26 protein-coding genes and 2 riboswitches are annotated in these 25606 nt (G+C 63.6%); of the genes, 13 read left to right on the top strand and 13 right to left on the bottom strand.

Features of this window, described 5'->3' with window-relative positions:
- The first annotated feature begins 40 nt into the window (after positions 1-40).
- A complete protein-coding gene (gene dcd, locus ACFUOZ_RS11430) occupies positions 41-616 on the top strand; it encodes a dCTP deaminase (protein WP_021474048.1) in 576 nt (191 codons plus the stop codon).
- A gap of 79 nt (positions 617-695) precedes the next feature.
- Here dcd and ACFUOZ_RS11425 read toward each other — a convergent pair whose 3' ends face one another.
- The 3 genes from ACFUOZ_RS11425 to ACFUOZ_RS11415 all read right to left on the bottom strand — a co-directional run bounded on the left by ACFUOZ_RS11425 (position 696) and on the right by ACFUOZ_RS11415 (position 3852).
- Complete coding sequence (locus tag ACFUOZ_RS11425; RefSeq protein WP_377548059.1) at positions 696-1895, bottom strand: cation:proton antiporter; 1200 nt, start codon at positions 1893-1895, stop codon at positions 696-698.
- Positions 1896-1900: 5 nt separating this feature from the next.
- The gene (locus ACFUOZ_RS11420; RefSeq protein ID WP_377548057.1) at positions 1901-2383 is read right to left on the bottom strand and encodes a cation:proton antiporter regulatory subunit; all 483 of its coding nucleotides are present in this window, start codon (positions 2381-2383) and stop codon (positions 1901-1903) included.
- Positions 2384-2448: 65 nt separating this feature from the next.
- Positions 2449-3852, bottom strand: a complete 1404-nt coding sequence (locus tag ACFUOZ_RS11415) for an MFS transporter (protein ID WP_377548054.1) — start codon at positions 3850-3852, stop codon at positions 2449-2451.
- A gap of 196 nt (positions 3853-4048) precedes the next feature.
- Between ACFUOZ_RS11415 and ACFUOZ_RS11410 the strand changes: the two genes are divergently transcribed.
- Genes ACFUOZ_RS11410 through mnhG form a run of 6 tightly spaced genes read left to right on the top strand, consistent with a single transcriptional unit; the run spans position 4049 to position 10360 of the window.
- Positions 4049-7081: a Na+/H+ antiporter subunit A gene (locus tag ACFUOZ_RS11410; RefSeq protein ID WP_377548052.1), complete on the top strand. Its 3033-nt coding sequence runs from the start codon at positions 4049-4051 to the stop codon at positions 7079-7081.
- Entirely contained in the window at positions 7078-7578 is a 501-nt protein-coding gene (locus ACFUOZ_RS11405; RefSeq protein ID WP_377548050.1) for a Na(+)/H(+) antiporter subunit C, read from the top strand. Before ACFUOZ_RS11410 ends, ACFUOZ_RS11405 begins: the two co-directional genes overlap by 4 nt.
- Positions 7575-9143: a Na+/H+ antiporter subunit D gene (locus ACFUOZ_RS11400; protein WP_377548048.1), complete on the top strand. Its 1569-nt coding sequence runs from the start codon at positions 7575-7577 to the stop codon at positions 9141-9143. Before ACFUOZ_RS11405 ends, ACFUOZ_RS11400 begins: the two co-directional genes overlap by 4 nt.
- A complete protein-coding gene (locus tag ACFUOZ_RS11395; RefSeq protein ID WP_377548046.1) occupies positions 9140-9706 on the top strand; it encodes a Na+/H+ antiporter subunit E in 567 nt (188 codons plus the stop codon). Before ACFUOZ_RS11400 ends, ACFUOZ_RS11395 begins: the two co-directional genes overlap by 4 nt.
- Positions 9703-9981, top strand: a complete 279-nt coding sequence (locus ACFUOZ_RS11390) for a monovalent cation/H+ antiporter complex subunit F (protein ID WP_377548043.1) — start codon at positions 9703-9705, stop codon at positions 9979-9981. The genes ACFUOZ_RS11395 and ACFUOZ_RS11390 overlap by 4 nt, the downstream gene beginning before the upstream one ends.
- Positions 9971-10360: a monovalent cation/H(+) antiporter subunit G gene (mnhG, locus tag ACFUOZ_RS11385; protein ID WP_377548041.1), complete on the top strand. Its 390-nt coding sequence runs from the start codon at positions 9971-9973 to the stop codon at positions 10358-10360. Before ACFUOZ_RS11390 ends, mnhG begins: the two co-directional genes overlap by 11 nt.
- Positions 10361-10462: 102 nt before the next feature.
- Here mnhG and ACFUOZ_RS11380 read toward each other — a convergent pair whose 3' ends face one another.
- Positions 10463-10723, bottom strand: a complete 261-nt coding sequence (locus tag ACFUOZ_RS11380; RefSeq protein WP_377548039.1) for a DUF4235 domain-containing protein — start codon at positions 10721-10723, stop codon at positions 10463-10465.
- 25 nt (positions 10724-10748) lie between these two features.
- Positions 10749-11438: an NUDIX domain-containing protein gene (locus ACFUOZ_RS11375; protein ID WP_377548037.1), complete on the bottom strand. Its 690-nt coding sequence runs from the start codon at positions 11436-11438 to the stop codon at positions 10749-10751.
- 172 nt (positions 11439-11610) lie between these two features.
- A riboswitch (TPP riboswitch) is annotated at positions 11611-11746 on the top strand.
- A gap of 76 nt (positions 11747-11822) precedes the next feature.
- On the opposite strand from ACFUOZ_RS11375, the gene ACFUOZ_RS11370 reads away from it, so the two are divergent.
- From ACFUOZ_RS11370 to ACFUOZ_RS11360, 3 genes are read left to right on the top strand one after another with little or no spacing between them, the layout of a single operon-like run.
- A complete protein-coding gene (locus ACFUOZ_RS11370; RefSeq protein WP_377548034.1) occupies positions 11823-12443 on the top strand; it encodes an ECF transporter S component in 621 nt (206 codons plus the stop codon).
- Positions 12443-13999, top strand: a complete 1557-nt coding sequence (locus tag ACFUOZ_RS11365) for an ABC transporter ATP-binding protein (protein ID WP_377548032.1) — start codon at positions 12443-12445, stop codon at positions 13997-13999. Before ACFUOZ_RS11370 ends, ACFUOZ_RS11365 begins: the two co-directional genes overlap by 1 nt.
- Positions 13996-14790 (top strand): energy-coupling factor transporter transmembrane component T family protein, encoded by a 795-nt coding sequence (locus ACFUOZ_RS11360; protein WP_377548030.1) that lies wholly within the window; start codon positions 13996-13998, stop codon positions 14788-14790. The genes ACFUOZ_RS11365 and ACFUOZ_RS11360 overlap by 4 nt, the downstream gene beginning before the upstream one ends.
- Positions 14791-14794: 4 nt before the next feature.
- Here ACFUOZ_RS11360 and ACFUOZ_RS11355 read toward each other — a convergent pair whose 3' ends face one another.
- A complete protein-coding gene (locus ACFUOZ_RS11355; RefSeq protein ID WP_377548028.1) occupies positions 14795-15388 on the bottom strand; it encodes a GNAT family N-acetyltransferase in 594 nt (197 codons plus the stop codon).
- A 33-nt stretch (positions 15389-15421) separates the two neighbouring features.
- Positions 15422-17533, bottom strand: coding sequence for a penicillin acylase family protein (locus ACFUOZ_RS11350; RefSeq protein ID WP_377548026.1), 2112 nt, complete (start codon positions 17531-17533; stop codon positions 15422-15424).
- 101 nt (positions 17534-17634) lie between these two features.
- Here ACFUOZ_RS11350 and ACFUOZ_RS11345 point away from each other — a divergent pair, with 101 nt between their 5' ends.
- Positions 17635-18354, top strand: a complete 720-nt coding sequence (locus ACFUOZ_RS11345; protein WP_377548023.1) for a siderophore-interacting protein — start codon at positions 17635-17637, stop codon at positions 18352-18354.
- Positions 18355-18359: 5 nt separating this feature from the next.
- Here the strand turns inward: ACFUOZ_RS11345 and ACFUOZ_RS11340 are convergent, their stop codons facing one another.
- Entirely contained in the window at positions 18360-18875 is a 516-nt protein-coding gene (locus ACFUOZ_RS11340; RefSeq protein WP_377548021.1) for a hypothetical protein, read from the bottom strand.
- Positions 18876-19089: 214 nt separating this feature from the next.
- Between ACFUOZ_RS11340 and ACFUOZ_RS11335 the strand changes: the two genes are divergently transcribed.
- The gene (locus tag ACFUOZ_RS11335) at positions 19090-20613 is read left to right on the top strand and encodes a UDP-N-acetylglucosamine 1-carboxyvinyltransferase (RefSeq protein WP_377548019.1); all 1524 of its coding nucleotides are present in this window, start codon (positions 19090-19092) and stop codon (positions 20611-20613) included.
- A gap of 101 nt (positions 20614-20714) precedes the next feature.
- Here the strand turns inward: ACFUOZ_RS11335 and ACFUOZ_RS11330 are convergent, their stop codons facing one another.
- Positions 20715-21545, bottom strand: coding sequence for an endonuclease domain-containing protein (locus ACFUOZ_RS11330; protein ID WP_377548016.1), 831 nt, complete (start codon positions 21543-21545; stop codon positions 20715-20717).
- Between the two features lie 210 nt (positions 21546-21755).
- Here ACFUOZ_RS11330 and ACFUOZ_RS11325 point away from each other — a divergent pair, with 210 nt between their 5' ends.
- Positions 21756-22952, top strand: coding sequence for a glutamate--cysteine ligase (locus ACFUOZ_RS11325; protein ID WP_377548014.1), 1197 nt, complete (start codon positions 21756-21758; stop codon positions 22950-22952).
- Here ACFUOZ_RS11325 and ACFUOZ_RS11320 read toward each other — a convergent pair.
- The 4 genes from ACFUOZ_RS11320 to ACFUOZ_RS11305 are packed head-to-tail and all read right to left on the bottom strand — an operon-like array spanning position 22949 to position 25438.
- Positions 22949-23551: a hypothetical protein gene (locus ACFUOZ_RS11320; RefSeq protein WP_377548012.1), complete on the bottom strand. Its 603-nt coding sequence runs from the start codon at positions 23549-23551 to the stop codon at positions 22949-22951. The two genes, ACFUOZ_RS11325 and ACFUOZ_RS11320, sit on opposite strands and share 4 nt — an antisense overlap.
- Positions 23552-23561: 10 nt before the next feature.
- Positions 23562-24770, bottom strand: coding sequence for an O-succinylhomoserine sulfhydrylase (locus ACFUOZ_RS11315; RefSeq protein WP_377548010.1), 1209 nt, complete (start codon positions 24768-24770; stop codon positions 23562-23564).
- Positions 24771-25181: a rhodanese-like domain-containing protein gene (locus tag ACFUOZ_RS11310; RefSeq protein WP_377548008.1), complete on the bottom strand. Its 411-nt coding sequence runs from the start codon at positions 25179-25181 to the stop codon at positions 24771-24773.
- Entirely contained in the window at positions 25178-25438 is a 261-nt protein-coding gene (locus tag ACFUOZ_RS11305) for a DUF1737 domain-containing protein (protein ID WP_377548006.1), read from the bottom strand. The genes ACFUOZ_RS11310 and ACFUOZ_RS11305 overlap by 4 nt, the downstream gene beginning before the upstream one ends.
- 13 nt (positions 25439-25451) lie before the next feature.
- Positions 25452-25563, bottom strand: a riboswitch (SAM riboswitch).
- Positions 25564-25606 lie beyond the last annotated feature (43 nt).

Here is a 25606-nt window from a genome sequence, read left to right as displayed (position 1 = left end):
AATGCATGGGGTATTTGGCCTATGGGGTATTTTTGATGACGTGCTGATCTCTGACCGCGACATACGTGCCGAAATCGACTCCCAACGGATTGTTCTTGAGCCGTACGATCCCGCGATGGTGCAGCCGTCTTCCGTGGATGTGCGTATCGACCGGTTCTTCCGGCTCTTCGACAACCACAAATACGCCCACATCGACCCGGCAGAAGAGCAGCCCGAGCTGACCCGCCTGGTGGAAGTGGAAGGTGACGAGCCTTTCATCCTGCACCCCGGGGAATTCGTGCTCGGCTCCACCTACGAAACCGTGAGCCTGCCCGATGACATCGCCGCGCGGCTGGAAGGCAAGTCCTCCCTGGGCCGCTTGGGGCTGCTGACGCACTCGACCGCCGGCTTCATCGATCCCGGTTTCTCCGGACACGTCACGCTCGAGCTCTCCAATGTGGCTACGCTGCCCATCAAGCTGTGGCCGGGCATGAAGATTGGCCAGCTGTGCTTCTTCCGCCTGACCTCCGCTGCTGAGCACCCCTACGGTTCCGGCGAATACGGCAACCGCTACCAGGGCCAGCGCGGACCCACCGCAAGCCGCAGCCACCTGAACTTCCACCGGACGTCCATCTAGCTTTTTGAGCCGCGAGGTTTGGCTAGCGGCCTGTTTCGGTTGAGACGTCGCCCCTCAGTGAAGGTTCAAAGGTGAGACGCTACGCCGGAGCGTGGTCCGGGGTCCGTGGCGGGGCTTTGGGGGTTCTTCGGAGGGACTTGACCACGGGCTCCACGAAACGAGCCGCCAGAGGGCCAAGGATGGCCATGATGAGGACGTAGGCCGTTGCCAGCGCCGCGAGTTCGTCTGGAACAGCTCCCGAAGCGACGGCAAGGCCGGCAATGACAATGGAGAATTCACCGCGGGCAATCAATGCCGCCCCCGCGCGGAACCGGCCCGGTTTGGCGATTCCGGCCCGCTTGGCGGCCCAGATGCCTGTGAGCATCTTGGTGGCAGCAGTGAGCACGGCCAGCAGCAGGGCCCAGCCCAGGACGGGCGGAATCGAAGTCGGATCAGTGTTAAGTCCGAAAGCCACGAAGAAGATAGCCGCAAACAAGTCCCGCAGGGGTTCGAGGATCCGGGTGGCGTTGTGGGCGGTGGCGCCGGAGATGGCGATGCCCAACATGAAGGCTCCCACGGCGGCCGATACCTGAAGTGCGGAGGCAATTCCCGCCACCAACAAGGCAAGGCCAAGGACATTGAGCAGGAAGACCTCGGAGTTCTCGCTGTGGATGGCCTGCGAAACCCGCTGACCGTACTTGAGGGCGATCACCAGCACTACTGTGACAACGGCCAAGGCGATGCCCACCGTCTGCAGCCCGCCCAGGAACCCTACGCCGGCCAGGATTGCCGTGAGGATGGGCAAGTAGATGGCCATGGCCAAGTCTTCGAACACCAGAATGGACAGCACCACCGGCGTCTCACGGTTACCGATCCGGCCAAGGTCGGTGATGACCTTGGCCGCGATACCCGATGAGGAGATATACGTAACGCCGCCCATGACGATTGCCCCCACGAGCCCCCAACCCAGAAGGACTGCCAGCCCTGCGCCCGGCAGGAAGTTCAGGACAAAATCCATGACGCCTGCCTGCCACGAACGCCGCAGGCCCGTAACAAGCTCTGACGCCGTATATTCCAAACCGAGCATAAGCAGCAGCAGAATGACGCCGATCTCGCCGGAGAGGTGTGCGAACTCGTGCATTCCGTCGAGCTTGACGAACCCGCCGGCACCGAAGGCCAATCCGCCCACAAGATAAAGGGGGATGGGTGACATGCCGATTCGGCCCGCTAGTCGAGCCAGGAGGCCGAGGCAGAAGACGACGGCCCCCAGTTCAACGAGGGCTAATGCGAGCGGATCCATTCGAGTCAGCCGTTGCGGAGGATGTCGGCTGCCGAGTCAAGTCCTTCCTGGGTGCCGACCGCTACAAGCAGATCACCGGTGTGAAGAACGACGTCGGGTGCAGGCGAGGGGACAACCTCACCTTCACGCATGATCGCCACGATGGAGACACCACTGCGTGTGCGGATTTGGGCCTTCCCCATGGCCTGGTTCACGAACGGCGAATCAGCGGTGATGGAGAACTGGCGTGTGACGATTCCGGGGACTTCGCGGTGTGCTTCTGCCAGGCGCATGGCAATGTGCTGCCCGCCGAGAAGGTTCCCGAGCGTCGATGCTTCGTCCGCTGTCAATGGAATGGAGGCCTGGCAGGTGTCCGGGTCATCCCACGTCGAGACGAAAAGCTCGGTTTCTCCTTCGCGCAGCTCTACTACGCCGATCCGGCGGCCCGAAGCCGTCACGAAGTCCTTCCGGATGCCGAGGCCCGGAAGTTCGGTCTCTTCCACGTTCATAGCTCCACCCTAAACTCTGTTGAACCGCTCCGGTACGTTGTCGACGCCGAACCGGTCCTATGTAGTTAACGCTCTGGTACTACGGCTACTTCCACTTTGGCCGGCGGCTTCACGGGAAGGATCACCAGGAGGCCCGCCAGGAGCACTGCCATGATGCCCAGGATGCCCCAGCGCTGGGCTTCCCCGGCAGGGACGAGGGGAGAGGCGATTGTGATGCAGAGAGTGAACAGGGTTGGTGCCAGGAAGCTGACGGCCCGCCCCGTGGTGGCGTAGAGACCGAACAGCTCCCCGGACTCACCTGCCGGGGCGAGCCTGGCGAGGTAGGCCCTGGAGGATGACTGTGCCGGCCCGACGAACAGGCACAGGAGAAGCCCGAAGACCCAGAAGGTGGATGTCCCGGGCCAGGCATTGCCAAAGAAGACGTAATCTCCATTGCCCAGGACCAGGATGAACGTTCCCGCGGTCAGCAGGCCGATCAAGGACAACACGATGACGGCCTTGGGTCCGATCCTGTCGTCCAGGAAGCCGCCAATGACCGCGCCAACAGCGGCAACGACGTTGCCGAAGATGGCAAAGAAGATCACTTCCTTGAGCTCGAAACCGAAGGTCCCGGCGGCAATCACGCCGCCGAAAGTGAAGACTGCGGCCAGACCATCGCGGAAGATGGCACTGGACAGCAGGAAGTAGATGGTGTGGGGGCTGGTCCTGTAGATGGCCCCGATGCGGCGGATCAGCAACTTGTAGGAGTCGACGAATCCCAGGGCCGCCGTGTCCTTCTTCACGGAGACCTCAGGGACGGCAAACATCACCGGGAGGGCAAAGATGAAGAACCACAGGGCCGAGAAGACAGCGACCAGCCGGATATTGAGCGAATCCTGGGTAGAGGCACCGAACCAGTCGAAGGATGGCTGGACAAAAAGCTGCAGGACCAGCAGGAGCGCCACGATCCCGCCCAGGTAGCCCATTCCCCACCCAAAACCGCTGACTTTACCGATGTTCCGGGGGGTGGAGATCTGGGCCAGCATGGCGTTGTAGTTCACCCCGGCGAACTCGAAAAAAACATTGCCGAGTGCGATCAGGCAGACTCCGAGGAGCAGGAACTCGGGCCGGGGGAAGACGAAGAAGCACAGTCCCGTGAGCAGTGCTGTGGCGGCCGTGTTGACGCCCAACCATAGCTTCCGCCGCCCGCCCGCATCGGAGCGTTGACCCGTAACCGGTGCAAGGAGAGCGATGGCCAGGCCCGCTATGGCAAGCGCGGCGCCCAAAGCAGCCGATGCCGCGTCTTCTCCCCCGAAGGCATTGGACGTGAGATAAACGGTGAAAACGAAGGTCGTCATGACAGCGTTGAAGGCTGCAGATCCCCAATCCCAGGACGCCCACGCAAGGATCTGTCCCTTCTTCGAGGTGACCGGACCGGAGGCAAGCTCGGATGTCGGGTTGGAGGCTTCGGGAACTGCGGCCGCGTTCATAGTGTGAATGCTATCGGGGCGGCAGGGACTGCGTGTGGATGACAGGCTATGTGGACAACAGCAGTCGTCGGGCGGTGGGGACGGGAAAGTGGCCTAAAAGTGTCCTGGCCCCTTGATAAACTGGATGAACCGAACCCAACGTATGACCGCCTGCTCCAACTTTTGACAATTCTTTCCTGACTTTGCGGAGAAAACAGTGATCACAGTTCTTGCCATCACCTTTGCAGCGGCAACTGTGGCGCCCTTGATCTTCCGCTCGCTTCGAAGGAATGCGTTCTACGTTCTGGCCGCCGTCCCCGCGGCCGCCTTTGTTTGGCTGGTCCTTCAGTACAACGCCGTATATTCCGGTGGGGGCATAGAAGAAGTCTTGCCCTGGATTCCCGGTTTGCACATGGAACTGGCGTTCCGCATGGATCCCCTTGCCTGGGTCATGTCGCTGCTCATTCTGGGAGTGGGCTCCCTGGTGCTTGTCTATTGCGCCAGGTACTTCAAAAACAAGGACTCCGGCCTCGGGGGCTTCGGTGCCCAACTGCTTGCTTTCGCAGGTGCCATGTTCGGGTTGGTCACCTCCGACGACCTCCTGATGCTCTTTGTCTTCTGGGAGCTCACCACCATCCTGTCGTACCTCCTGATCGGCTATGCCCGCACCCGTCTGGCGGCACGACGGTCTGCCCTGCAGGCACTGATGGTCACCACTGCAGGCGGTCTGGCAATGCTCGTGGGTTTGATCATCCTGGGCCAGGCAGCCGGGACATACCGTGTGTCTGCCATCCTCGACCAAGCCGGGGCGCTCATGACCGGACCCATGCAGGGCGCGGTGGATGCCGCCGTCGTACTGGTCCTGGTGGGTGCCATCACCAAATCGGCGCTCGTCCCTTTCCACTTCTGGCTGCCGGGGGCCATGGCGGCCCCGACGCCGGTCAGCGCCTACCTGCACGCGGCTGCGATGGTGAAAGCCGGCATCTACATCGTGGCCCGCCTGGCGCCGGGCTTCGCGACCTCGGAGTTCTGGCTGCCGTTGGTCCTCGGGCTTGGCCTGGCCACCATGATCATCGGTGGCTATCGTGCGCTGCGGCAGACGGATATCAAACTCATCCTCGCTTACGGCACTGTGAGCCAGCTCGGCTTCCTCACCATGGTGGTGGGACTGGGCCGGCCCGATGCCGCCTTGGCCGGCCTGGGCTTGCTGCTGGCCCATGGCTTGTTCAAGGCCACGCTGTTCCTCGTGGTGGGCATCATCGACCACCAGTCCGGCACGCGTGACATCCGTAAGCTCTCCGGCGTCTTCAGGTCATCTCGCGCGCTGGGCGTGGTGGCGGCGATCGCTGCCGCGTCGATGGCCGGTGTGCCGCCCCTTGCGGGATTTGTTGCCAAGGAGTCGGTCTTTGAGGCTTTCGTCCACTTCGGAACAGGCAATGAGGACCCCTTGGGGATCTGGATCCTGGTGGGCCTTGTCATTGGCTCCATCCTCACCTTCGCCTACAGCGCCCGTTTCATGTGGGGAGCGTTCGCGGTCAAACCGGGCGTGGAGCCCACTCCGTTCAAACCCATCAAGCCTTCGTTCCTGGCTGCCCCGGCGATCCTCAGCCTGCTCAGCGTCGTGTACGGGGTCTGGCCCACGCCGGTGGACACCTGGATTCAGCCTTACGCTGCGCTGTTCGCCACCGGACCGGACGCCGTCGACGCCGGACACTTGGCTCTGTGGCACGGCTTGACGCCCGCTCTGGGCCTGACGGCGGTGACGTTCGTGATGGGAGCGGCGATGTTCTACGGCCGCAACGCCGTTGCCCGCGTCCAGGGCCTGGTGCCCGATTGGGTCGACGGCGACCGCGCTTACCAAAACACCATCGGTGCGCTGGATGATGTTGCCGTCTGGATCACGGGCCGCACGCAGCGAGGTTCACTGTACTTCTACCTGGCCGTGATCCTCACTGCAGCCTTCGCCGTTCCCCTGGCTGCCATTGTCATGGCCAACAAGCCGCTGCCGGACGGGATCTACTTCATCGACCCGAACTCGCCGCTGCAGATGGTGCTGGGCGTGGGAATCGTGGTGGGAGCGCTGGCCGCGGTCCGGGCCAACAAGCGGTTCCTCGCCGTGCTGATGGTGTCTGTCACCGGGTACGGCATCGCTCTCATGTTCGCGCTCCAGGGCGCCCCGGACCTGGCCTTGACGCAGATGCTCGTGGAGACCATTGTGTTGGTGGCCTTCGTTCTTGCAATGCGCAGCCTGCCTGCCGAGCTGCGGGACAGGACCGGCGGCCGGCTCAGGGTCATCCGCGTCATCATCGGCGCAGCGTTCGGCATCACCATGATCTTCGTGGCGATCTACGCCATGGGTGCCCGTGTTGCTACCCCGGTTTCCCTCGACTTCCCGCGCCTTGCCTACGAAGGCGGTGGAGGCTTGAACGTGGTCAACGTGACCCTGGTGGACATCCGCGCCTGGGATACTTTTGGCGAGATTTCCGTCTTGGCGATTGCCGCCACGGGCGTAGCGAGCCTGATCTTCGTCCGCAGCCGCGGAGACCGCATCAAAACGTCCGATGCTGTGCCGGAAGGCAGCGTGGGGCGCCGCACCGGCGTCGAGCCTGACTCCCGGACGAGCGCGACGCTGGCTGTCGCCCGGAAGTTCACGGCAGTCACCCGTGACGCCTGGCTGGTGGCCGGCCGCACCTTGGCACCCGAGCGGCGTTCGATCATTTTCGAAGTCGTCACCCGGCTCATCTTCCATTCGCTGATCGTATTCTCCATCTATCTCCTCCTCGCAGGCCACAACCTGCCCGGTGGAGGCTTCGCGGGTGGACTGACGGCAGGGCTCGCCCTGACCATCCGGTACCTTGCCGGCGGGCGGTTCGAGTTGAGCGAGGCCGCGACAGTCAGTGCCGGAACACTGCTGGGAACGGGACTTGCGACGGCGGCAGCGTCCGGTTTCGTTCCGTTGTTCCTTGGCGGACAGGTGTTCCAGAGCGCCATTGTCGAGTTCTGGCTGCCCGTCTTCGGAGACGTCAAATTCGTCACGTCCACGATCTTCGATATCGGCGTCTACATCGTGGTGGTGGGACTGGCGCTGGACGTCCTCCGCAGCCTCGGTGCGGAAATCGACGAGCATTTTGAAGGCCAAGGCGCACCCCTCACCGAGGAAGATGCCGCCGAGCAAGCCGAGCAAGCCGAGCAAGCCGGATGGGCTGAAGCTGCGGCCGAACCATCCAGCTCCGGGAAAGGTACCGCATGAGCATCAACCTGACCCTGCTGATCGTCATGGGCGTCCTGTACGCCTGCGGCATCTACCTCATCCTGGAACGCAGCCTTACGCGCGTGCTCCTGGGGCTGATGCTGCTGGCCAACGCGACCAACATCCTGATCTTGAGTACTGGAGGGTACGCCGGGCTTGCTCCGTTCTTCACCAAGGAAACCGACCCGCATTCCTACAACGACCCTCTCCCACAGGCGCTGATCCTCACGTCAATCGTCATCTCTTTTGCCGTGACAGCATTCATGCTCGGCATCATCTACCGCACCTGGGTACTGGCCCGCCAGGATGAAATCCAGGACGACCTCGAAGACGTGCGCGTGGCAAAGACCCCCAGCTTCGACGCTGAGGACGACGCGATCGTGCCATTGGAAACCTCGGAGTTCGCGGTCACTCCGTCAAGCACTTCGGACCGGAACCATCCGGAAGCCACGGAAACCCCCAACACGACAACGACTCAGGAAGGAGGCAGCGCGTGAATCTCGCAAACCTGTCGCCGCTGGCTGTCCTCCTTCCCATCCTGGGCGCCGCACTGGCGTTCCTGCTGATCCGCCACCAGACCGCCCAGCGCGTAGTCAGCATCGGCATCCTCAGCACCACACTGCTGTTGGAATGCCTTCTGCTGTTCTCCGTCTGGACTGGCGGCACCACCTCCGTCACCTTGGGTGGCTGGCTGCCGCCGTGGGGCGTGGTGCTGGTCGTGGACCAGTTCTCCTCGCTCATGCTGGTGGTTTCGTCCGTGGTAAGCCTCGCGGTTCTGATTTATGCGACAGGCCAAGGCATGGCTGACGGCGACCAGGAAGCGCCCGTTTCGATCTTCCACCCGACGTATCTCATCCTGGTGGCGGGCGTGTCCAATGCCTTCCTCACAGGTGATCTCTTCAACCTCTACGTCGGCTTTGAGATTCTGCTGACAGCAAGCTACGTGCTTATGACCCTGGGTGGCACCGGTCCGCGCATCCGGGCCGGCGTCACGTACGTGGTGGTCTCAGTGGTGTCGTCCGTCCTGTTCCTGATCGCCATTGCCATGATTTACGGGGCCACCGGAACCATCACGATGGCCGACCTGGCCGTCAAGCTGGCGGAACTGGACCCCGGCACGCAGAACCTGTTGCACGTGATGCTGTTGGTGGCGTTCGGCATCAAAGCGGCTGTCTTCCCCCTGTCGTTCTGGCTTCCCGACTCCTATCCCACGGCGCCGGCGCCCGTTACAGCGGTGTTCGCCGGCTTGCTGACCAAAGTAGGCGTTTACGCGATGGTCCGGACTGAGACACTGCTGTTCCCCGGGGATACCCTCAACGTCCCTTTGATGGTGGTGGCACTGCTGACGATGGTGGTTGGCATATTGGGTGCCTTGGCCCAAAGTGACATCAAACGTCTTCTGTCCTTCACCCTGGTCAGCCATATCGGGTACATGGTGTTCGGGCTGGCCATCAGTTCCGTGTCCGGCCTGGGCGCAGCGGTGTTCTACGTCGCGCACCACATCACCGTGCAGACCAGCCTGTTCCTGGTGACGGGTCTGATCGAGCGTCGTGGTGGCAGCTCCTCCATTGACCGGCTTGGCGGCTTGGCCAAGCTCTCGCCCTTGTTGGCGTTGCTTTTCTTCGTTCCGGCCATGAACCTGGCAGGCATTCCACCGTTCTCCGGGTTCCTTGGGAAGCTGGGGCTTCTGCAGGCGGGCGTGGAGCTTGGTACGCCTCTGGCGATCGTGCTGGTAGTGGGCGGCGTCGTCACGAGCCTGCTGACCCTGCTGGCCATCGCAAGGGTGTGGAACAGGGCTTTCTGGCGCAAACCTGAAGATGCCGAGTACCCGGACCCCGTGCTGCTGACCCCCGGGAACATCGGAGTGCTGCCGCGGACCATGGTGGGTTCAACGGCGGCATTGGTCGTGTTCGGTGTGGCTTTGACGGTCTTCGCCGGTCCACTCTTCCAGATTGCGGACGGTTCAGCTGAAATCATGTTGGACCGCTCGGCCTACATCCATTCCGTGCTGGGCGACGCCGTCGAAGTGCCGCCCCTGCCTCAGAACAGTGGTGCGAAATGAGCCGCAAACCGACCTCGTTCCGCACGGAACTGCCGCTTCTCATCTGGTTGGTCATCGTGTGGGGTGCGCTGTGGCGGGACTTCAGCCCGGGCAACCTGCTCTTCGGCGCCCTGATCGCCGTGCTGGTTGCCAAGTTCTTCTACCTCCCGCCCGTGGAGCTCAGCGGCAGGTTCAATATCCTGCGTGCCATTCCGTTCGCCGTGGTCTTCCTCGCGAAAGTGGTGGCAGCGAGCTTCGTGGTTCTGTACCTGGCGGTGGTCAAGGGGCCCAAGGTCCGGAGCGCCGTCGTCGCTGTTCCCCTGCGGAGCCATTCGGACCTCATGGTGACTGCAACAGGTCACGTTATATCGCTGATCCCCGGATCACTGGTGGTGGAGGTGGACCGTTCGACGTCGACGCTGTACTTGCACGCACTCAATATTTACGGGGAAGCGGACATCGCCAAGATACGTCACGAAACGCAGGGTATTGAGGCCGGGCTGATCCGGATTATGGGGACCCGGGAAGAGGTTGAGGCACTGAAGGCCGAACCTCGTGCCGGCCTGGAAGGGGCAGCGCTGTGAAGGAATTTGTTCTGGTGGCTACGGCGGTGATCCTTAGCCTCGCAGCTGCAGGCGCCATCATCCGCATTGCGATCGGGCCGTCCCTGTTGGACCGCGTCCTGGCCTCCGACGTCCTGCTGGCTATCGTGGGCGCAGCGCTTGCCGTGGACATGGCGGTAAACCGGCACCTCAACAATCTGGTGTTGCTGGTGGCCCTTGCGATCATTGGATTCATAGGCTCGGTGACGGTTGCCCGCTTCGTGGCCGAGAGGAGGGAACACAGCAATGAATCCTGATGCCTCCGGAGTAGATGTGGTCATCGACGCCGTCACCGTGGTGTTCCTTATTGTCGGTGCGCTGATGTCCCTTGGCGCGGCGATCGGCCTGCTGAGGTTCCCGGACCTGATGAGCCGCATGCACGCAGCCACCAAGCCGCAGGTGCTCGGCCTGTTCCTGATGCTCTCAGCCATCGGCCTGCAGATGCGCACCTGGTGGGTGTGGCCGGTCCTGCTGGTGGCGTGGATCTTCCAGCTCCTCACGGCGCCGGTGTCCGCGCACATGGTGGGCCGCTCCGCCTACCGGACCAAGCACGGACACCGCGAGAAGCTCACCAAGGATGAGCTCGAAGCCGTGGTCCAAAGGGCTGCTGCCGGCCAGGAGCCCCTGGAACCTTAACAGCAACTGGAACCTTAACAGCAACGCGGGGTCACTTATGGCCCGTCCCAAGGGGATATATGGGCCATAAGTGACCCCGCGTTGCTTTTGCGGGTGTGGTGCTTAGACGATGTCCTGGGACTTGGCGAAACGGGCAATGGCCCGCTGCGTCCCCCGGCTGGTGAGGACCTGGATGACCGTGCTCACGAAGGCGGAAATAAGCGCGAAGGTCAGGGCCGAGCGCAGGCTCGTCTCCACGTCGTCGTTGCCTGTGGGCGGCTTGTTGCCTGTGGCCTTTTCCCAGCCTTTGTTGACGAGTTTGGTACCGACAAAGCCCGCGCCGAGGCTTACCCCGGCGCCCAACAGCTTGAAAAAGAGGTTCATGCCCCCAGCCTAGCTGTATGGCAGGCTACCCGCGGTTCTCCCGTTCCTTGAGAAACGCAGTCAAGGAACCTACCGGGGCCAGCACCGGAACCACCGGGTGTTCGGCCGACCAAACAGCGTCCACGGAGTCGAAAGCCTCGATTTCCTTCAGCAGGTAATACGTGGGCGGCATCAACTTGAGCCTGCCTTCGGCTTCGGAAGCCAAAATCGCGCTGACCGGCATCCACAGCGATTGCCACGCCTCCGTGGTCTGATGCCGGGGCTGTGCTTCCGGTGCGGGCTTGGCGACGTAGAAGTAGGTGTCAAAACGCTTGGGCATGTCCACGGGAGTGATCCAGTTGGCCCACGGGCGCAAGGCAGCGGCCTCAATGGCAAGCCCCGCCTCTTCGTGGACCTCGCGGATGGCTGCAGCCAGGACAGTTCCCGAGGCATTCCGGGCTTGGGTTGGATCCGAGGCAATCGAGCTTTGCGCCCAGTCGGCAGCGTGGCGTTGGAGCAGCTCCGTCGGGTAATCCCATCCGGCCTGATCCGCCTTATCCACCCGGCCTCCGGGGAACACCACCATTCCCGCAGCGAAGTCCATGGTGCTGACCCGGTGTTGGACGAACGCCTCAAGCCCGGAAGGGGCATCGCGGAGCAGGATCACGCTGGCTGCGAGGGGTGGCTCGGACACTGGCGTGGCGTCGGGGAGGTTGGAACCGGGAACATCCGTCATGCAGCCATTCTTGCAGGGTGCGTTGCCTGGCCTGCTCTGCGTGCCACGGGCGAGGAATGGGGCGCAGAGCGGGCCTCGCAACGGCAAGGGCGGAATGTGACCCCGTCTGGCCGCCCACCCGGACTCCCTGGCACGCCAAGGTGTAAACTGAACCCGCCCATCAGGGCAGATTTGATAACGACAGGGGAGCGCCGCCGTCGAATCCTGCACCACGCAGGAGACGCGAGGGCGCTGAGAGTGCGGACAGCCGCAGACCCTCGAACCTGATCCGGTTAGTACCGGCGCAAGGGAGTCGAGCTTCTCAGAGTGTCCGGGTCCGGACGGCGCATGCCGTTTGGAAGCCGGGGAGCACTTTCCCCTCCTGTAACCTCAGGAGGCAGAAAAATGACCACGGTAAACGTGAAGAAGACCAGTTACAGCTGGCGTGTTGTAGACATCGTGGTGGCGGCCCTCATCGCCATCGCCGGCGGCGTGATCTTCTGGGCCTGGTCCCAGGGCGCCGCGATCGTATCCATTCCCATGAACGCGGCCTACCCGCCGCTGACCGGCCTGATCGCCGGCGGCTGGATGATTCCCGCGGTCCTTGGCATGCTCATTATCCGCAAGCCCGGCGCAGCCCTGTTCTGCGAGGCTGTGGCCGCCACCGGCGAACTCATCATGGGCTCGCAATACGGCACCACCGTGCTCATCTCCGGTGTCCTCCAGGGCCTCGGCGCCGAGCTCATCTTCGCGGCTTTCCGTTACAAGAAGTTCAACCTGCCCGTTTCATTGCTGGCCGGTGCGGGCGCCGGACTCTTCTGCGGCCTTAACGACTCCTTCCTGCCATGGGGCTGGAACATCGCCTACGAGGCAATCGACAAGCTGACCTACATCACCTTCACCACGATCTCCGGCGCCATCATCGCAGGGGCCCTCTCCTGGGTGGCCACCCGCGGTCTGGCGAAGACGGGCGTTCTGAGCTCCTTCGCCTCGCGCAAGGCCGCCTCGGAGCCCGTCTTCAGCTGATGCCCGCCACACACAGCGGCTCGGTCAAGCCTGCCGCCATTTCCGCCGAGGGGTGGGGGTGGCGGCATGCCGGCCGTTCCACGCCTGCCATCCAGGGCTTGGACCTTCGGATCGAACCGGGGGAGCGGGTCCTGCTGCTGGGCCCGTCAGGGGCCGGCAAGTCCACGCTGCTGCACGCCCTGGCCGGGGTGCTGGGTGACGAGGAAGACGACTCGGACGAGACAGGTTCGCTGTTGATCGACGGCGTTACACCCCGTGAGTCACGTGGCCGCGCCGGGTTGATGCAGCAGGACCCCGAAACCCAGGTGATCCTCTCCCGCGTGGGCGACGACGTCGCTTTCGGTGCGGAGAACCTGGCCGTGCCGCGGGATGAGATCTGGTCCCGCGTGCATGAAGCGCTCGACGACGTCGGCTTGCGTACCGCTGCGGGCGGCGGTTTGGCGCTGGACCACCCGACGGCGGCACTTTCCGGCGGCCAGAAGCAGCGGCTTGCGCTGGCGGGCATTTTGGCGATGCGGCCCGGGTTGATCCTGCTCGACGAACCCACGGCCAACCTCGATCCCGCAGGCGTCCTGGAGGTCCGGGATGCGGTGCGCCGCTGCCTGGACAAGACGGGCGCCACGCTGGTGGTCGTGGAGCACAGGGTGTCCGTGTGGAAGGACCTGGTGGACCGGATCGTGGTCCTGCAGCCCGGTTCTGCCGGTGGTGGAACGCTGCTGGACGGACCGCCGGACCAGGTTCTCACCAAGGCACGGTCAATGCTGATGGCAGCGGGCGTGTGGGTCCCCGGTTACGTCCCTGCGACGCGGGCGCGGACCCAGGCGGACGGTCCCAACCAGCTGCTCCTCGCAGCCCAGGACCTGGCCGTTTCGCGGGAAAAGCCCAAGCGGAAGGGCTTCAGGACCATCCCGCCCGTTCCCGCGCAGAAAGACATCACCGCCCAGGTCAGGGCAGGCCAGGCTTTGACCATTACCGGGCCGAACGGTGCCGGCAAATCGACCTTTGCGCTCACGTTGGCCGGCCTTCTGGCGCCGGTGGACGGCACGGTGAGTGCCGGCGTCGAGCTTTCGGAAGGAGCGGGCATTGACCCGTACAAGTGGAAAGCTGATCAGCTGATCTCACGGATCGGAACAGTTTTCCAGGAGCCTGAGCACCAGTTCGTTACAGGCAACGTCCTGGACGAGCTCATGTTCGGCCCCAAGCATCTTGGCCACGGCGAGGAGCGCGTCGACGAACTGGTGGAGCGGTTGAGGCTGGGCCATCTGGTAGACGCGAATCCCTACACATTGTCCGGCGGGGAGAAACGAAGGCTTTCGGTAGCTACCGTGCTTGCGGCCCACCCCAAGGTGCTGGTCCTGGATGAGCCGACGTTCGGGCAGGACGCCAATACCTGGGCTGAGCTCGCGTCGTTCCTTTCCGAGTTGCTCGACGCCGGGACGGCCGTGGTTTCGGTAACCCACGACCAGGAGTTCAGCGCGGTCCTGGGCGGGACGGAGCTGCGGCTGGGGCCCGTAGCGCAGGGCGAAACCGCGCATCAGGAAGCGGGCGCCGCATGAGGGATGCATTGAACCTGAGAGGCAACCACGCCCTCCTGACCCGGGCAAACCCCCTGGCGAAGTTCGTGGCTGTCTTTCTCATCTCACTGGTGTTGGCCCTGTCCATCGACTGGGTTTCGGCATCCACTGCGCTGATTGCGGAACTGGCGCTCTTCCCGTTGGCGGGCCTCACCTTGCGGCTGTTGTGGCTTCGCGCGTGGCCGCTGATCATCGCGGCGGTGATCGGGGGCTGGAGTACCGCCATTGTGGCGGCGGACAGCGGCGCTCTACTGCTCGACGTCGGACTCTGGTCAATCAGCGAAGGTTCCCTCCAGCTGGGGCTTGGTTTCATGTTGCGCGGTTTGGCGATTGCCCTCCCGGCGATCCTGCTGATGTCGTGCACAGACCCGACCGACCTTGCCGACGCCTTGGCCCAGAAAGCGAGGCTGCCGCACCGCTTTGTACTTGGTTCCCTTGCTGCCATGAGGCTGGTGGGCCTCATGGCGGAGGAATGGCAGACCATCGGAATGGCCCGACGCGCCCGGGGCGTCGGCTCGCAGGGCAGTCCGTTGCAGAGACTCAAGGCGACGCTGGGACAGAGTTTTGGCTTGCTTGTCCAGGCTGTCCGCCGGGCTTCACGGTTGGCCGTGACCATGGAAGCACGCGGCTTCGGCGGCGGACAACGGACGTGGGCGCGTGAGTCCACGTACTCACTTCTGGACGCGTGGGTTGTGCTCGGCGGGGTGCTGGTTGCCGCGGCCGCGATGCTGACAGCCGTGGGCGCAGGGACGTGGAGCTTCGTCTGGCGTTAGCTGCCTAGCGCTGGCGCTGGATCTCCTCGAAGCCGGCGCGGGTCAGGAATCCGAGCTGGGCTTCCTTTTCTTCCAGTTGGATGATCGGACCCAATTCGAAGCAGGTGGCTTCCAAACGGCGAAGGGCCTTGGCGTTGCGGGCATCCGGTTCCACAACGATCCTGTCCTTGCCCGGCACAGAGAACAGGTACTTGATGAGCGAGGTTGCCAGGCGGGGCGTGAAGTGCGGGATGGGCCGGGTGGCCGGGGCGAGGAGGAGGTGCATTCCGATGTCTTCCTCCCGCGCCGGGTACGCCTCACCCACGGGGTCGTGAAGTGGTTCGTACGTTTGGAACAGAGCCAGTGGTTCGCCGTCGAGGATCACCAGGAACGCGTGGTGGGTGTCCAGTGAGTCAAGGAACTCGTAGATGGCAAGTACTTCCTCGCGAGGCTTCCCGGTCATGCCCCAGAACCTGGCCCTGGGCTGCGACACCCACTCGTGGATGAGTCCGATGTCCTCGGTGGGGACCAGGGGAACGATCCGGAGTGAGCCCCAGCCTTCGAGTTCCTCGGTGTAGACAGTGGTGCGGACAGAGAAGTCCTGTGCGGTGGTGGTCATGGTTTCCTTCGGTTGGTGCGGCTGGCGCCGCTGTCAGTGGGGGTCTTTGGCCAGGGCGGCCCAGTCGGTGGCCACGGGGACCAGTTGGCCATCAGTCCACAAGGGGAGCTGGTCAGTGAAATGCTTGTGGCCAGGCCTTCCGGCGGCCCCGAAGGGCACGATCCATCGGCTGTTGTCCCGGTCGCCCAAGTCCCAGACGTAACGTGCCACGGGACCCCGGAAGCTTCGGTCCTCCACACCAGGAAGACTTTCGGTGCTCAGCACACAACCGGTGTCTCCGCCAAGACCGGAGGTGGGTACCGTTGCCGCCAGGGGCTCGGGGAGCACGTGGACGGGCAACAGCTTGTGTCGATCGCCCCAGTAGCCCCCATCCCGCAAGGCCTCTTCCAGCGCTGTGTCCTCCAACGCCGCCATGGCCTCCGTGCTTACGTCGATGCCCAGTTCCTGGGCCCGGGCCAGCAGTGTCTCCAGCGCAAAGCCGATGCGCGATGCCACCGATAACCATGGCCCGAACAAGGGGGAGTATCCGCTGGGCGTGTTCAACGGAGCCAGAGCCGAATGCCCGTGGAAGCGCTGGACCAAAGCACCGCGCCAAGCAGCGAAGAGCGCCGCTTGGTGGCTGTCCGCGTCCATCCGGCCATCCCAGGCCATCAGCTGTGATCTCGCGTCCTTTGCCTTCGGGGAGAGTGCGCCGGGGTGCATCCCGCCAAGAATCTGCCGGAATACTGGCCAAGGACCCAGCAGCGTGTCAGTGTGGATGGCCTGCATGTCGTCCACGGTCAACGTCGCCGCCGGCGCGGACTCCAACAAGTGCCGGATCCGCGTGGCACGATGGGCGGGCGCAAACTCCATGGCTACGGATTCGCCGCCTCCGGCCGCGCGGTCGTTCGCGCTCACCGCAAACCGTTGGATGTCGGTGCGGGGCAGCGAAGCGTAGTGCTTGTCCCATGCGTGGCGCGGCGAAGTGGCCGGTGCGGGCAAGCGGCGGTTTGCGGGGTTGCGCTGCGGAACAAGCCCGGCGACGAAATGCCGTACCGCACCGGAGGAATCCGCGGCCACCACGCTGTTCACGGGCTCCACCCAGGCATCGAGGGCGGCCTCCACGTCTGCGACGTTCCGGCTCCGCAGCAGCGGCAGGAGCGCCTCGAAACCCAGCCGCCCATCAACCCGCGCCGGGAAGCGCAAACTCAGGGCGCCGCCGTCGGGCGTGTCAGAGATGACCGGGCCGCGGGCAGTCTCGATGATCTCGATAGTTACAGCGTCGCTGTCCCGGACCCTGATGGTCTCGGAACTGACGACGGCGGTTTCCCAGCCTTCCGGACCCCGCGCCTCAATGTGGTCTCCGGTGCTGTCGCTGATCCGGCGGAGTTCCTCCACGTAGAGGTCCTGGTAATCGGCCATGGCGTTGGTAACGGCCCAGGCGGTGTGTCCCGTGTGGGCGAAGTGTGGCAAGCCCGGGACGCCGGGAAATGCGAAACCCACAACGTCGAACTCCGGGCAGGCGAGCCGCACTTGCTGGTACACGCCCGGCAGTTCCATGAGGCGGTGGGGGTCCCCGGCGATCAGCGGCCGGCCGCTCGCCGTCGTGGAACCGTGCGCGGCCCACGCGTTGCTGCCGGACCAGACCGGGGCTTCGATGCTGAACAGGCCCACGGCGTTTTCCCCGAGCGTCCGAGCGACATGGGCGCGGAACATCTTGTTGGGAAAGGTGGAGAAAAGGATGTGATGCACCAGGAAGACGCCCAGCGGAGTCCAAGGGAGCCATGGCTCGGGGGCGCAGCCGGCTGCGTCGAATTCGGGGCCTCCGCGAAGGCCGTCCGCCAGGGCTTGGTTGATCCCGGCTACGTACTGTCCGCACCAGTGCTGGGTTTCATGGGGGAGTTTCTCGAAGCAGCGGCGCGCGGTGTCATTGAGCCGGGCCTGCCGGGCAAAGCGGTCCCAGACCAAGGCGTCGGGGCCCAGCACTTCGGCGGTGCGGCCTTCTGATCGCCAGCGTTCCAGCTCGATCTGCCACGAGCGGTCCGTCGCCGCGTTCCGCCCCTGAAGGAAGGCGAGTTCATCCGCCGATTCAGCCCACAGATGCGGAATGCCCCAGTTGTCCCGGTAGTTTCCGGGACCACCTGCCGGGACGGAAGATGGCGTCATGTTCTCTGGCTGCTTTCAGGCTTAGGTTAGGCTTACTTAAGTTCAAGATAGGTGGCATCGGCTGCGCACACAAATTGTGGCCGTTCGTGAAGGAGAGCCGTGTGAAGCGCAATTGGGAGGGCGTAGTCCTTAAGGTCATGGGTGCCAAGGACTTCACCTTGGAGGTCACGGGCCGGGAAGAGATCACGCCGGATTTCCTCCGCGTGCACGTTCGCGACGGCGGACTCCTCCAGGCCAGTGGCGTGCATCCAACCATGTGGATCCGGCTGTGGTTCGACGATTCCGGCAAGGCTCATCAGCGCGCCTACACCCTGGTGAACGCGTCGCCGGAGAACGGCACCTTCAGCATGGACTTCGCGATGCACGCAGGGGTGGCGGCTGACTGGGCACGCACGGCCAAAGCCGGCGACACCATCGACGCCACCGTCCAAGGCAGCTCCTTCGCCTTCCCGCAGCCCGCCCCGCGCCGCATCTGGGTGGTGGGCGATCCTGCCTCGATTCCGGCCATCAACTCGCTGCTGGACGCACGGGGATCGGTCCCTGTCACGGCCTGGATTGAATACCAGCACGACGCCGACCCTTCGCTTGAGGTGCGGGCGTCGGATTCCGATGTGGTCACCTGGATTCCGCGCAAACGCGACGGGGCGTCCCTGGTTGAGGAGGTGTGTGACTCGCTGACGGCCCCTTCTGTGTCCGTGGCGGAGGACTTCTTCTGGATCGCGTGCGAAGCGTCAAGTACCCGGGCAATCGTCAAGCATCTGCGGAAGGGCTTGGGTGTGGACAAGCACCGCATTGATGCGTTGGGCTATTGGCGCGCTTAGGATCTTTACTCGCGCCAGTTCAGGAAGCCCTTTTTGCCTTCCGGAGGGGTGAGCACCACGTCCCGGCCATATTTCTTCCTGGCGTCGGCTCCAAAGAATGCGTCCGGGACGATACGGACTGCCTTGGCCACCTTGCCATCCTTCAGGAACACGAACAGCGCCGGTGACGCGGTGTAGCGGTTCTCCTTGGTCAGGGGTTCGCCGAAGGCCTCCTCGATGTCCTTCGCCGGCGTGCCCGACAGGACAAACCCGGCCTGGTCCCACGCGAAGTCCGGGGCATCGGCCAGCTTCAAGGCTGTGCCATTGGTGGCGGAATCGAGCACTTTGCTGTTGAGTGAGTCGTCGGATTCGGGCATAACGTTTCCTCCCAGGGAGCAAGCGGCAAGGGTGAAGGCCAGGGCAAAGGTGAGCAGGCAGGCGAGAGTGGCGCGGCCTGCAGAAGGCCGCATCCGCCGTCGGGCTTGTTGTTGGTGCCGGACGCTCACGATGTTGTCCTCGACGTCGGCGCCGAAGAAAGGCATGTTTCCCCCTGTGGTTTCCAGTTCATGGTCAGCTATCATTTCCCACGGAACAATGGGGAGCGATGCCCATGTGGAAATCTCCGTCCCGCGCAGCGTCCCGCCGCGCAGCGCACCGCCGTCGGGCTTTATCGCACAAAACGGGTAGGGTGTGACGTTTGCCGCGCAAACCGTGTTTTGGTAGCCACTTCTAACTCATTTGTGATATTTCTTGGGTATGACTCAACCTACCGCAGAACACGTCGGCCTCCTGCTCCGCAACGCACGTGGAGAAAAGGGCTGGACGCAAGGGCAGTTGGCTACTGAGCTGGGAACCAGCCAAAGCGCAATCGCCCGTATGGAGCAAGGTAAACAGAACCTGAGCCTCCGGATGATCGAACGACTCGAAGCGATCTTCGGCCGTTCCATCGTCAAGGTAGGCAAACCGCAGATGACCCACCTCCGGGTGGAAGGTGGCCGGACGCTTTCGGGCGAAGTGGATGTCAACAGCAGCAAGAACGCCGGTGTGGCCCTGCTGTGCGCGAGCCTCATTAACCGCGGCACCACCACGCTCCGCCGGCTGGCACGCATTGAAGAGGTGAACAGGATTGTTGAAGTCCTGACATCCATCGGCGTGGAGTGCACCTGGCTCAATGGCAGCGATCTGCGCATTCGCCGGCCCGAAGTACTGGACCTCGAGTCGATGGATGTCGACGCCGCCCGCCGCACCCGCAGCGTCATCATGCTGCTGGGACCGCTCCTGGACGAGACCAGCGAATACCTGCTGCCCTACGCCGGCGGATGCGATCTTGGTACCCGAACCGTTGAGCCCCACATGCAGGCGCTGCGCGAGTTCGGCCTGACCGTTGAAGCCAAGTCAGGGTTCTATTCCGTGGCTGCTCCTCCGGCCGACGGACACCACCGCTCCTTCGTGCTGACCGAGCGCGGCGACACGGTCACAGAAAATGCGATCATGGCTGCTGCCCACCGTGAAGGCACCACGGTGATCCGCAACGCCAGCCCCAACTACATGGTCCAGGATCTGTGCTTCTACCTGCAGGGACTGGGTGTGGAGATCGAAGGCGTGGGAACCACCACGCTGAAGATCACCGGGCGGCCCGCAATCGATGTGGACATCGAGTACTTCCCGTCCGAGGACCCCATCGAGGCCATGAGCCTGATCACGGCCGGTATCGTCACCAACTCCGAGGTCACGATTCGCCGCGTCCCCATTGAATTCATGGAGATTGAACTGGCTACCCTTGAGCAGATGGGCCAGAAACTGGAGATCTCCGGTGAATACATGGCCCGCAACGGCCGCACACGGTTGGTGGACGTGACCACCAAGCCTTCAGAACTACATGCCCCGCAGGACAAGATCCACCCAATGCCGTTCCCGGGCCTGAACATCGACAACCTGCCCTTCTTCGCCGTCATCGCCGGCAATGCCGAGGGCCAGACCATGATCCACGACTGGGTCTACGAGAACCGGGCAATCTACCTGACGGAGCTGAACAAGCTCGGCGCCCAGGTACAGCTGTTGGACCCGCACAGGATCTACGTCAACGGACCCACCAAGTGGCGTGCTGCCGAGGTCGGTTGCCCGCCCGCCCTGCGCCCCGCTGCCTGCCTGCTGTTGGCCATGCTGGCCGCCCGGGGTACCTCGGAGCTGCGCAACATTTACGTGATCGAGCGAGGCTATGAGGACTTGGCCGAGCGCCTGAACACCATTGGCGCGAAGGTCGAGTACTTCCAGGACTGATGGCAAGCAAATCTGCTGGATCATCCGCATGAGAAGGAGGAGGCAACCCCGGAATGACGGGCTCGCCTCCTCCTTCTGTCCGCAATGATCCAGCAGAAAACTCAAGGGCAGGGTCGGGTGTGCGGCCGTCCCCGTGCAAGAAACCCATGAATCTGCGCCATGACATCGTCCGGAGAACGCCAGATCTGCTCAGGAGCAAAGCTCAGGATGGTGAAACCCCGTTCCTGTGCCGCGTTCAGCCTGCCCATGTCCTTACGCCACGCGTCTCTTGAGCTGTGGAACTGATAGCCATTGACCTCCACAATCAGCCAGCCATCAATCAGGGTGTCCACCCGGCCCACTCCGGGGATACGGACCTGGCGTCTGAATGAAAGACCCTCTGATTCGAAAAGCAGACGGGCACTGATCTCCGGAACGGACTCGGACAGACCATCGGCCATCCGAAGTCGTTTCCTCGCATTCCCGAAGTACTTGGCCCGCAACTCGCCCTCCAGGACGTCCCGCGAAACTCCACGGCTCTTCATCGCGGACTGGGCCACGGCAATAGCGTCGACCTCCGGCAGGCACGTGAGAGCGTGAATGACTGTGTCTTCCAAGGATGCAACCGGCATGTGGGATTCCGAGCCCAGCCTGAGACCGCCGTGCCGGATAAATCCCCGACCTCTGTTGTGCCTGGTTGCCAAGTGAAGTCTTCGCGGTTTGTCCTTGAGCCAGAGGCCATAGCGGACAGCCGCGCTTGCGCACGTGAGAAGTCCGTTGTTCACGAGGGCGAAGACAAACTCAGTATCTGCCGATGGGAGAGCCCATATGCCGTGCCGCGGTTGATAGGCGCCCTCGAGCTTCTTCAGGTCCGCCGGGCTGTGGCCGTGTGCCTTGAGCAGGCCCACCGTGGCTACTCCACCCACCGAGGACAAGAATTCAAATGCGTTCATGGGCTCAGTCAGCCACGGACTTGACCTTCTCCGGCCCGGAAAATTCGCGTATGTGGACAAATCTGCTGGATCATCGGCCTCGGCCGGCTTGCCTGACCTGACAATCCGCGAGGCCGCTCCGCTCCCAGCGGCAATGATCCAGCAGAATCTCACGTCACCCCGCACGTCTGACCTGTATTCGGCAAAGCCACCCATGGCGCAGAATGGAGCATGCGGACTTTCGGGGTGGAGGAAGAGCTGCTCATTGTGGATCCCGTGACGGGCGCGCCCTTGGCCCTCGCGGATGCGCTGCTGGCAGGCCATGACGAAGCTGTGACGGCCACAGGCCTGAGCCCGGAACTCAAGCTGGAGCAGATCGAAACCCAGACACGTCCGTGCCACAGCTACGCTGAAATCCTCCAGCAGATCCGCCGGGGCCGCGCCATGGCTGACCAAGCAGCCCGGCAGCACGGGGCAAGGATTGCTGCGCTCGCGACGTCCCCCCTCGCCTCGAACACGCACACCACCCCGGACCCGCGCTACGCCGCGATGCTGGACAACTTCGGAATCATCGCCACCGAGCAGCTGACCTGCGGGTTCCATGTGCACACCTCCGTGGAGTCACCCGAAGAAGGCGTGGTGGTGCTGGACCACATCCGGGACAAACTGGCCGTCCTCACCGCCCTCTCCGCCAATTCCCCCTACTGGCGCGGACTTCCCACGGGTTACGACAGTTACCGCACGCAGGCATGGAACCGATGGCCAACGTCCGGACCGTCCTCCCTCTTCGGCTCGCTGACGGCTTATCGACGCGTCGTGCAGCGGCTGCTTGATACAGGGGTAATCCTGGATGAGGGCATGATCTACTTCGACGCCAGGATTTCCAAAAACCACCCAACGGTGGAAGTCCGGGTGGCCGATGTCTGCCTCCGCGCGGAGGACGCGGCCCTGATCGCCGTGCTGGTACGGGCGCTGGTGGAGACTGCTTCCCTGGAGATGCTCGACGGCGTTGATCCCACCCCGGTGCCTACCGCACTGTTGCGGATGGCGGGTTGGCGGGCCAGTAATTCAGGGTTGCGCGGAGATCTCCTGGACTTCGGGGATTTCCGCCCCCAACCGGCCGCGGATGTGGTCTGGGCATTGGTGGATTACCTGAGCCCCGTCCTGGATGACCAGGGCGAATTGGCGCTCGTCAAGGCCGGTGTCGCGGAGATCCTCGGGCGCGGCAACGGGGCCTTCGAGCAACGGGACGCGGCGGTGCGATACAGCAAGAGGCGCCGCGACCGGGGCAATCAGCCCGGAGGTGTGCCCGACGGGGAAACCCTTGCTGCCGTCGTCGCGCATGCTGCGAGGGTGACGGTCCGTGGCACAGCCGCCGCTGCGCACAAGGACCCTTCACCCATGATGACCAGGGTGCGGCGGCCCTAGTCTTCCGGCTGTTCAGCGTCGGCGTGGGGTTCAGCCCAGATCATCAGGTATGCGCCCAGGGCCCCTTCGGTGAGGTAGAAGACCAGTGGCGGTATGTCCTTAGTGGTTGCCAGGACAGTTCCGGAGGCAGCGGCTACCCCTGCTGCCGTGATGCCCACCCACCGTTTGGCAGGGGACTTCAAGAGGCTGCCGCCCAGCGCCGCCAAACCCAGGACGTGCAGCCAAGAGTAGCCGAGGAAGGGTGCGTTGGACCCTCGAAACGAGGCGAAACGCTCAAGGTCCGAGGCCCGGCGGGAAAGGCTGTAAATGAAAAGGGGTGCACCCGCCAACAGCGCTGCTGCTCCGGCGGATGCCCACGTTTTGGAGGCCCCGGGACGTTGGACCTGTGCGAAGGCGAGGAAGCCCGTTGGTACCGCCGCCGTTCCCGCAGCAGCCAAATGATGGCCGATGACCCACCCGCGTTCGCTGTTGACCAGCAAACGCAGGCGCTCGGCGGGGTCGCGCATGAGGTACACGCGCGAACCCGGCGAAATCCCGGCCAACCACACCACCGAACCCGCAACGATGACAGCCCCCGCACGGCGGTATGGATGCCTCATGCCAGCAAGGTTAGACCTGTTTGAGGGCCTTCTCCAGATCCATGATGAGGTCGTCGACGTCCTCCAGACCCACTGACAAACGAACCACGCCATCGGACAAACCGATCGCCGCACGTCCCTCCGGACCCATGGCCCGGTGCGTCGTGGTGGCCGGGTGGGTGATGAGGGACTTGGAGTCGCCCAGGTTGTTGGAGATGTCGATGACGCCCAGGCCATCGAGCAGCGCGAATGCGGCTTCCTTGGCGCTGCGCCCACCGGAGGGCGAGAGCTCGAAGGTCAGCACGGTGCCGCCGGCCTTCATCTGCTTGGTGGCCAGCTCATACTGGGGGTGAGATTTCAGCAGCGGGTACTTTACCCAGCTGATGGCAGGCTGCTGCTCAAGCCATTCGGCGATCTTCAGGGCAGACGCCGAGCTGTGGTTCACGCGCAGCCCGATCGTCTCAAGGCCCTTGGTGAGCACCCAGGCGTTGAAGGAGGACAGAGACGGGCCGGTGTGGCGCATGAGCTGCTTGACCGGACCGTCGATGAATTCCTTGGTGCCCAGGATGGCGCCACCCATGACGCGGCCCTGGCCATCAATGTGCTTGGTACCGGAGTAGACGATCACGTCTGCGCCCAGGTCTCCACAGCGTTGCAGCAGGGGAGTGGCAAAGACGTTGTCGACGACGACCGTCGCCCCTGCGGCATGTGCCAGTTCGCTGACGGCCGCGATGTCCACGATTTCCTGCATCGGGTTGGACGGCGACTCAAAGAAGACCGCAGTGGTCGGCTCGGAGAGAGCTTCGCGCCACTGATCCAGGTCCGGTCCATCGACAAACACCGTCTCCACGCCCCAGCGCGGCAGGATTTCGTTGAGGATCACGAAGCACGAGCCGAAGAGCGAGCGTGCGGCAACCACGCGGTCACCGGCAGCCAGCAAGGCACCCAGGGCGGTGAACACTGCGGACATGCCGGACGCCGTCGCAAAGCACGCTTCGGTTCCCTCGAGCAGGCGGAGCCGCTCCTGGAAGGTGGCCACGGATGGGTTGCCGTAGCGGGAGTAGACGAAGCGTTCGTCTTCGCCCGTGAAGGCGCGTTCGGCGGCTGCGGCGGATTCGTAAACGAAGCCGGAGTTCAGGAAGACAGGCTCGGCCGTTTCCTGGAAGTTGGTACGGTCAAGGCCACCGCGGACAGCCTGGGTGTCAGGGCTCCAGCCGGCGGCGTCAGGATTAAAAGTCACTTAGTCGTTCCCCAGGTTGGTAGGCAGGCCGCGGTTCTTCCAGCCATTTACAGTACGTTCGCCGTAACGGTCCGGCTCACCCTCAAAGCCCTCAAGGACGTTGTAGGCGGTGAATCCGGCCTGGGTGGCGGCGATGGCAGCGGCGATGGAGCGCTGGCCGGAGCGGCAGAGGAACACCAGTTCCACGCCGTCGCCTTCGGGAGCCTGCTGCTGCAGGTCATCGATGAAGCGGGAGTTCGGGATGCCCCCGGCGAGGTTCCACTGGATGAACAGGGGATCGTTCTCCGTGGCCTTGGTGTCGGGAATGCCGATGTGGGCCCACTCGCCCTCGGTCCGGACGTCCACCAGGATGGCGCCTTGTTCCAGCTTGGTCCACGCGTCCTGCGGGGTCAGGTCACCGGCGTAGCTCATGCGTGGCCCTCGAAAATTTCCTCGTAGTTCTCCAACTCGTCCACGGCGCTTGCTACTGCAGCGTCGGAACTGGCGACGGCGGCAGGCAGGATCACGGCCTGGGCGACGATCACGTCTGTGCCGTTGAAGGTGGCTGCGGGATTGCCGTGCAGGACGTAGCCCTCAGCCAGGGCATTGCTGATGCGCTCGCAGAATTCACGGGTGTCGGGGCCCGTGATCAGGCGATAGGCGAGTTTTTCTTCGGTGGGTTCAGGCATTGCTGGTGCTCCTCAGTCACGCTTGCAGTTCGAGTTGTCGATACGCCGAGTAGTCACCTGAGGCACCCCGCCGGAGAGAGGGTTGCCGACCAGCAAGTCAGGGCTTCGCGCTGGTTCTCATTACTCAAGAAAAAAGTAGCATTCACGACGACGGCCTGCACGGCGGGC

The organism is Paenarthrobacter sp. NPDC057355, from assembly GCF_042667405.1.
Taxonomy (GTDB): Bacteria; Actinomycetota; Actinomycetes; order Actinomycetales; family Micrococcaceae; genus Arthrobacter.
This window is presented reverse-complemented; position numbering and strand designations above follow the sequence as displayed.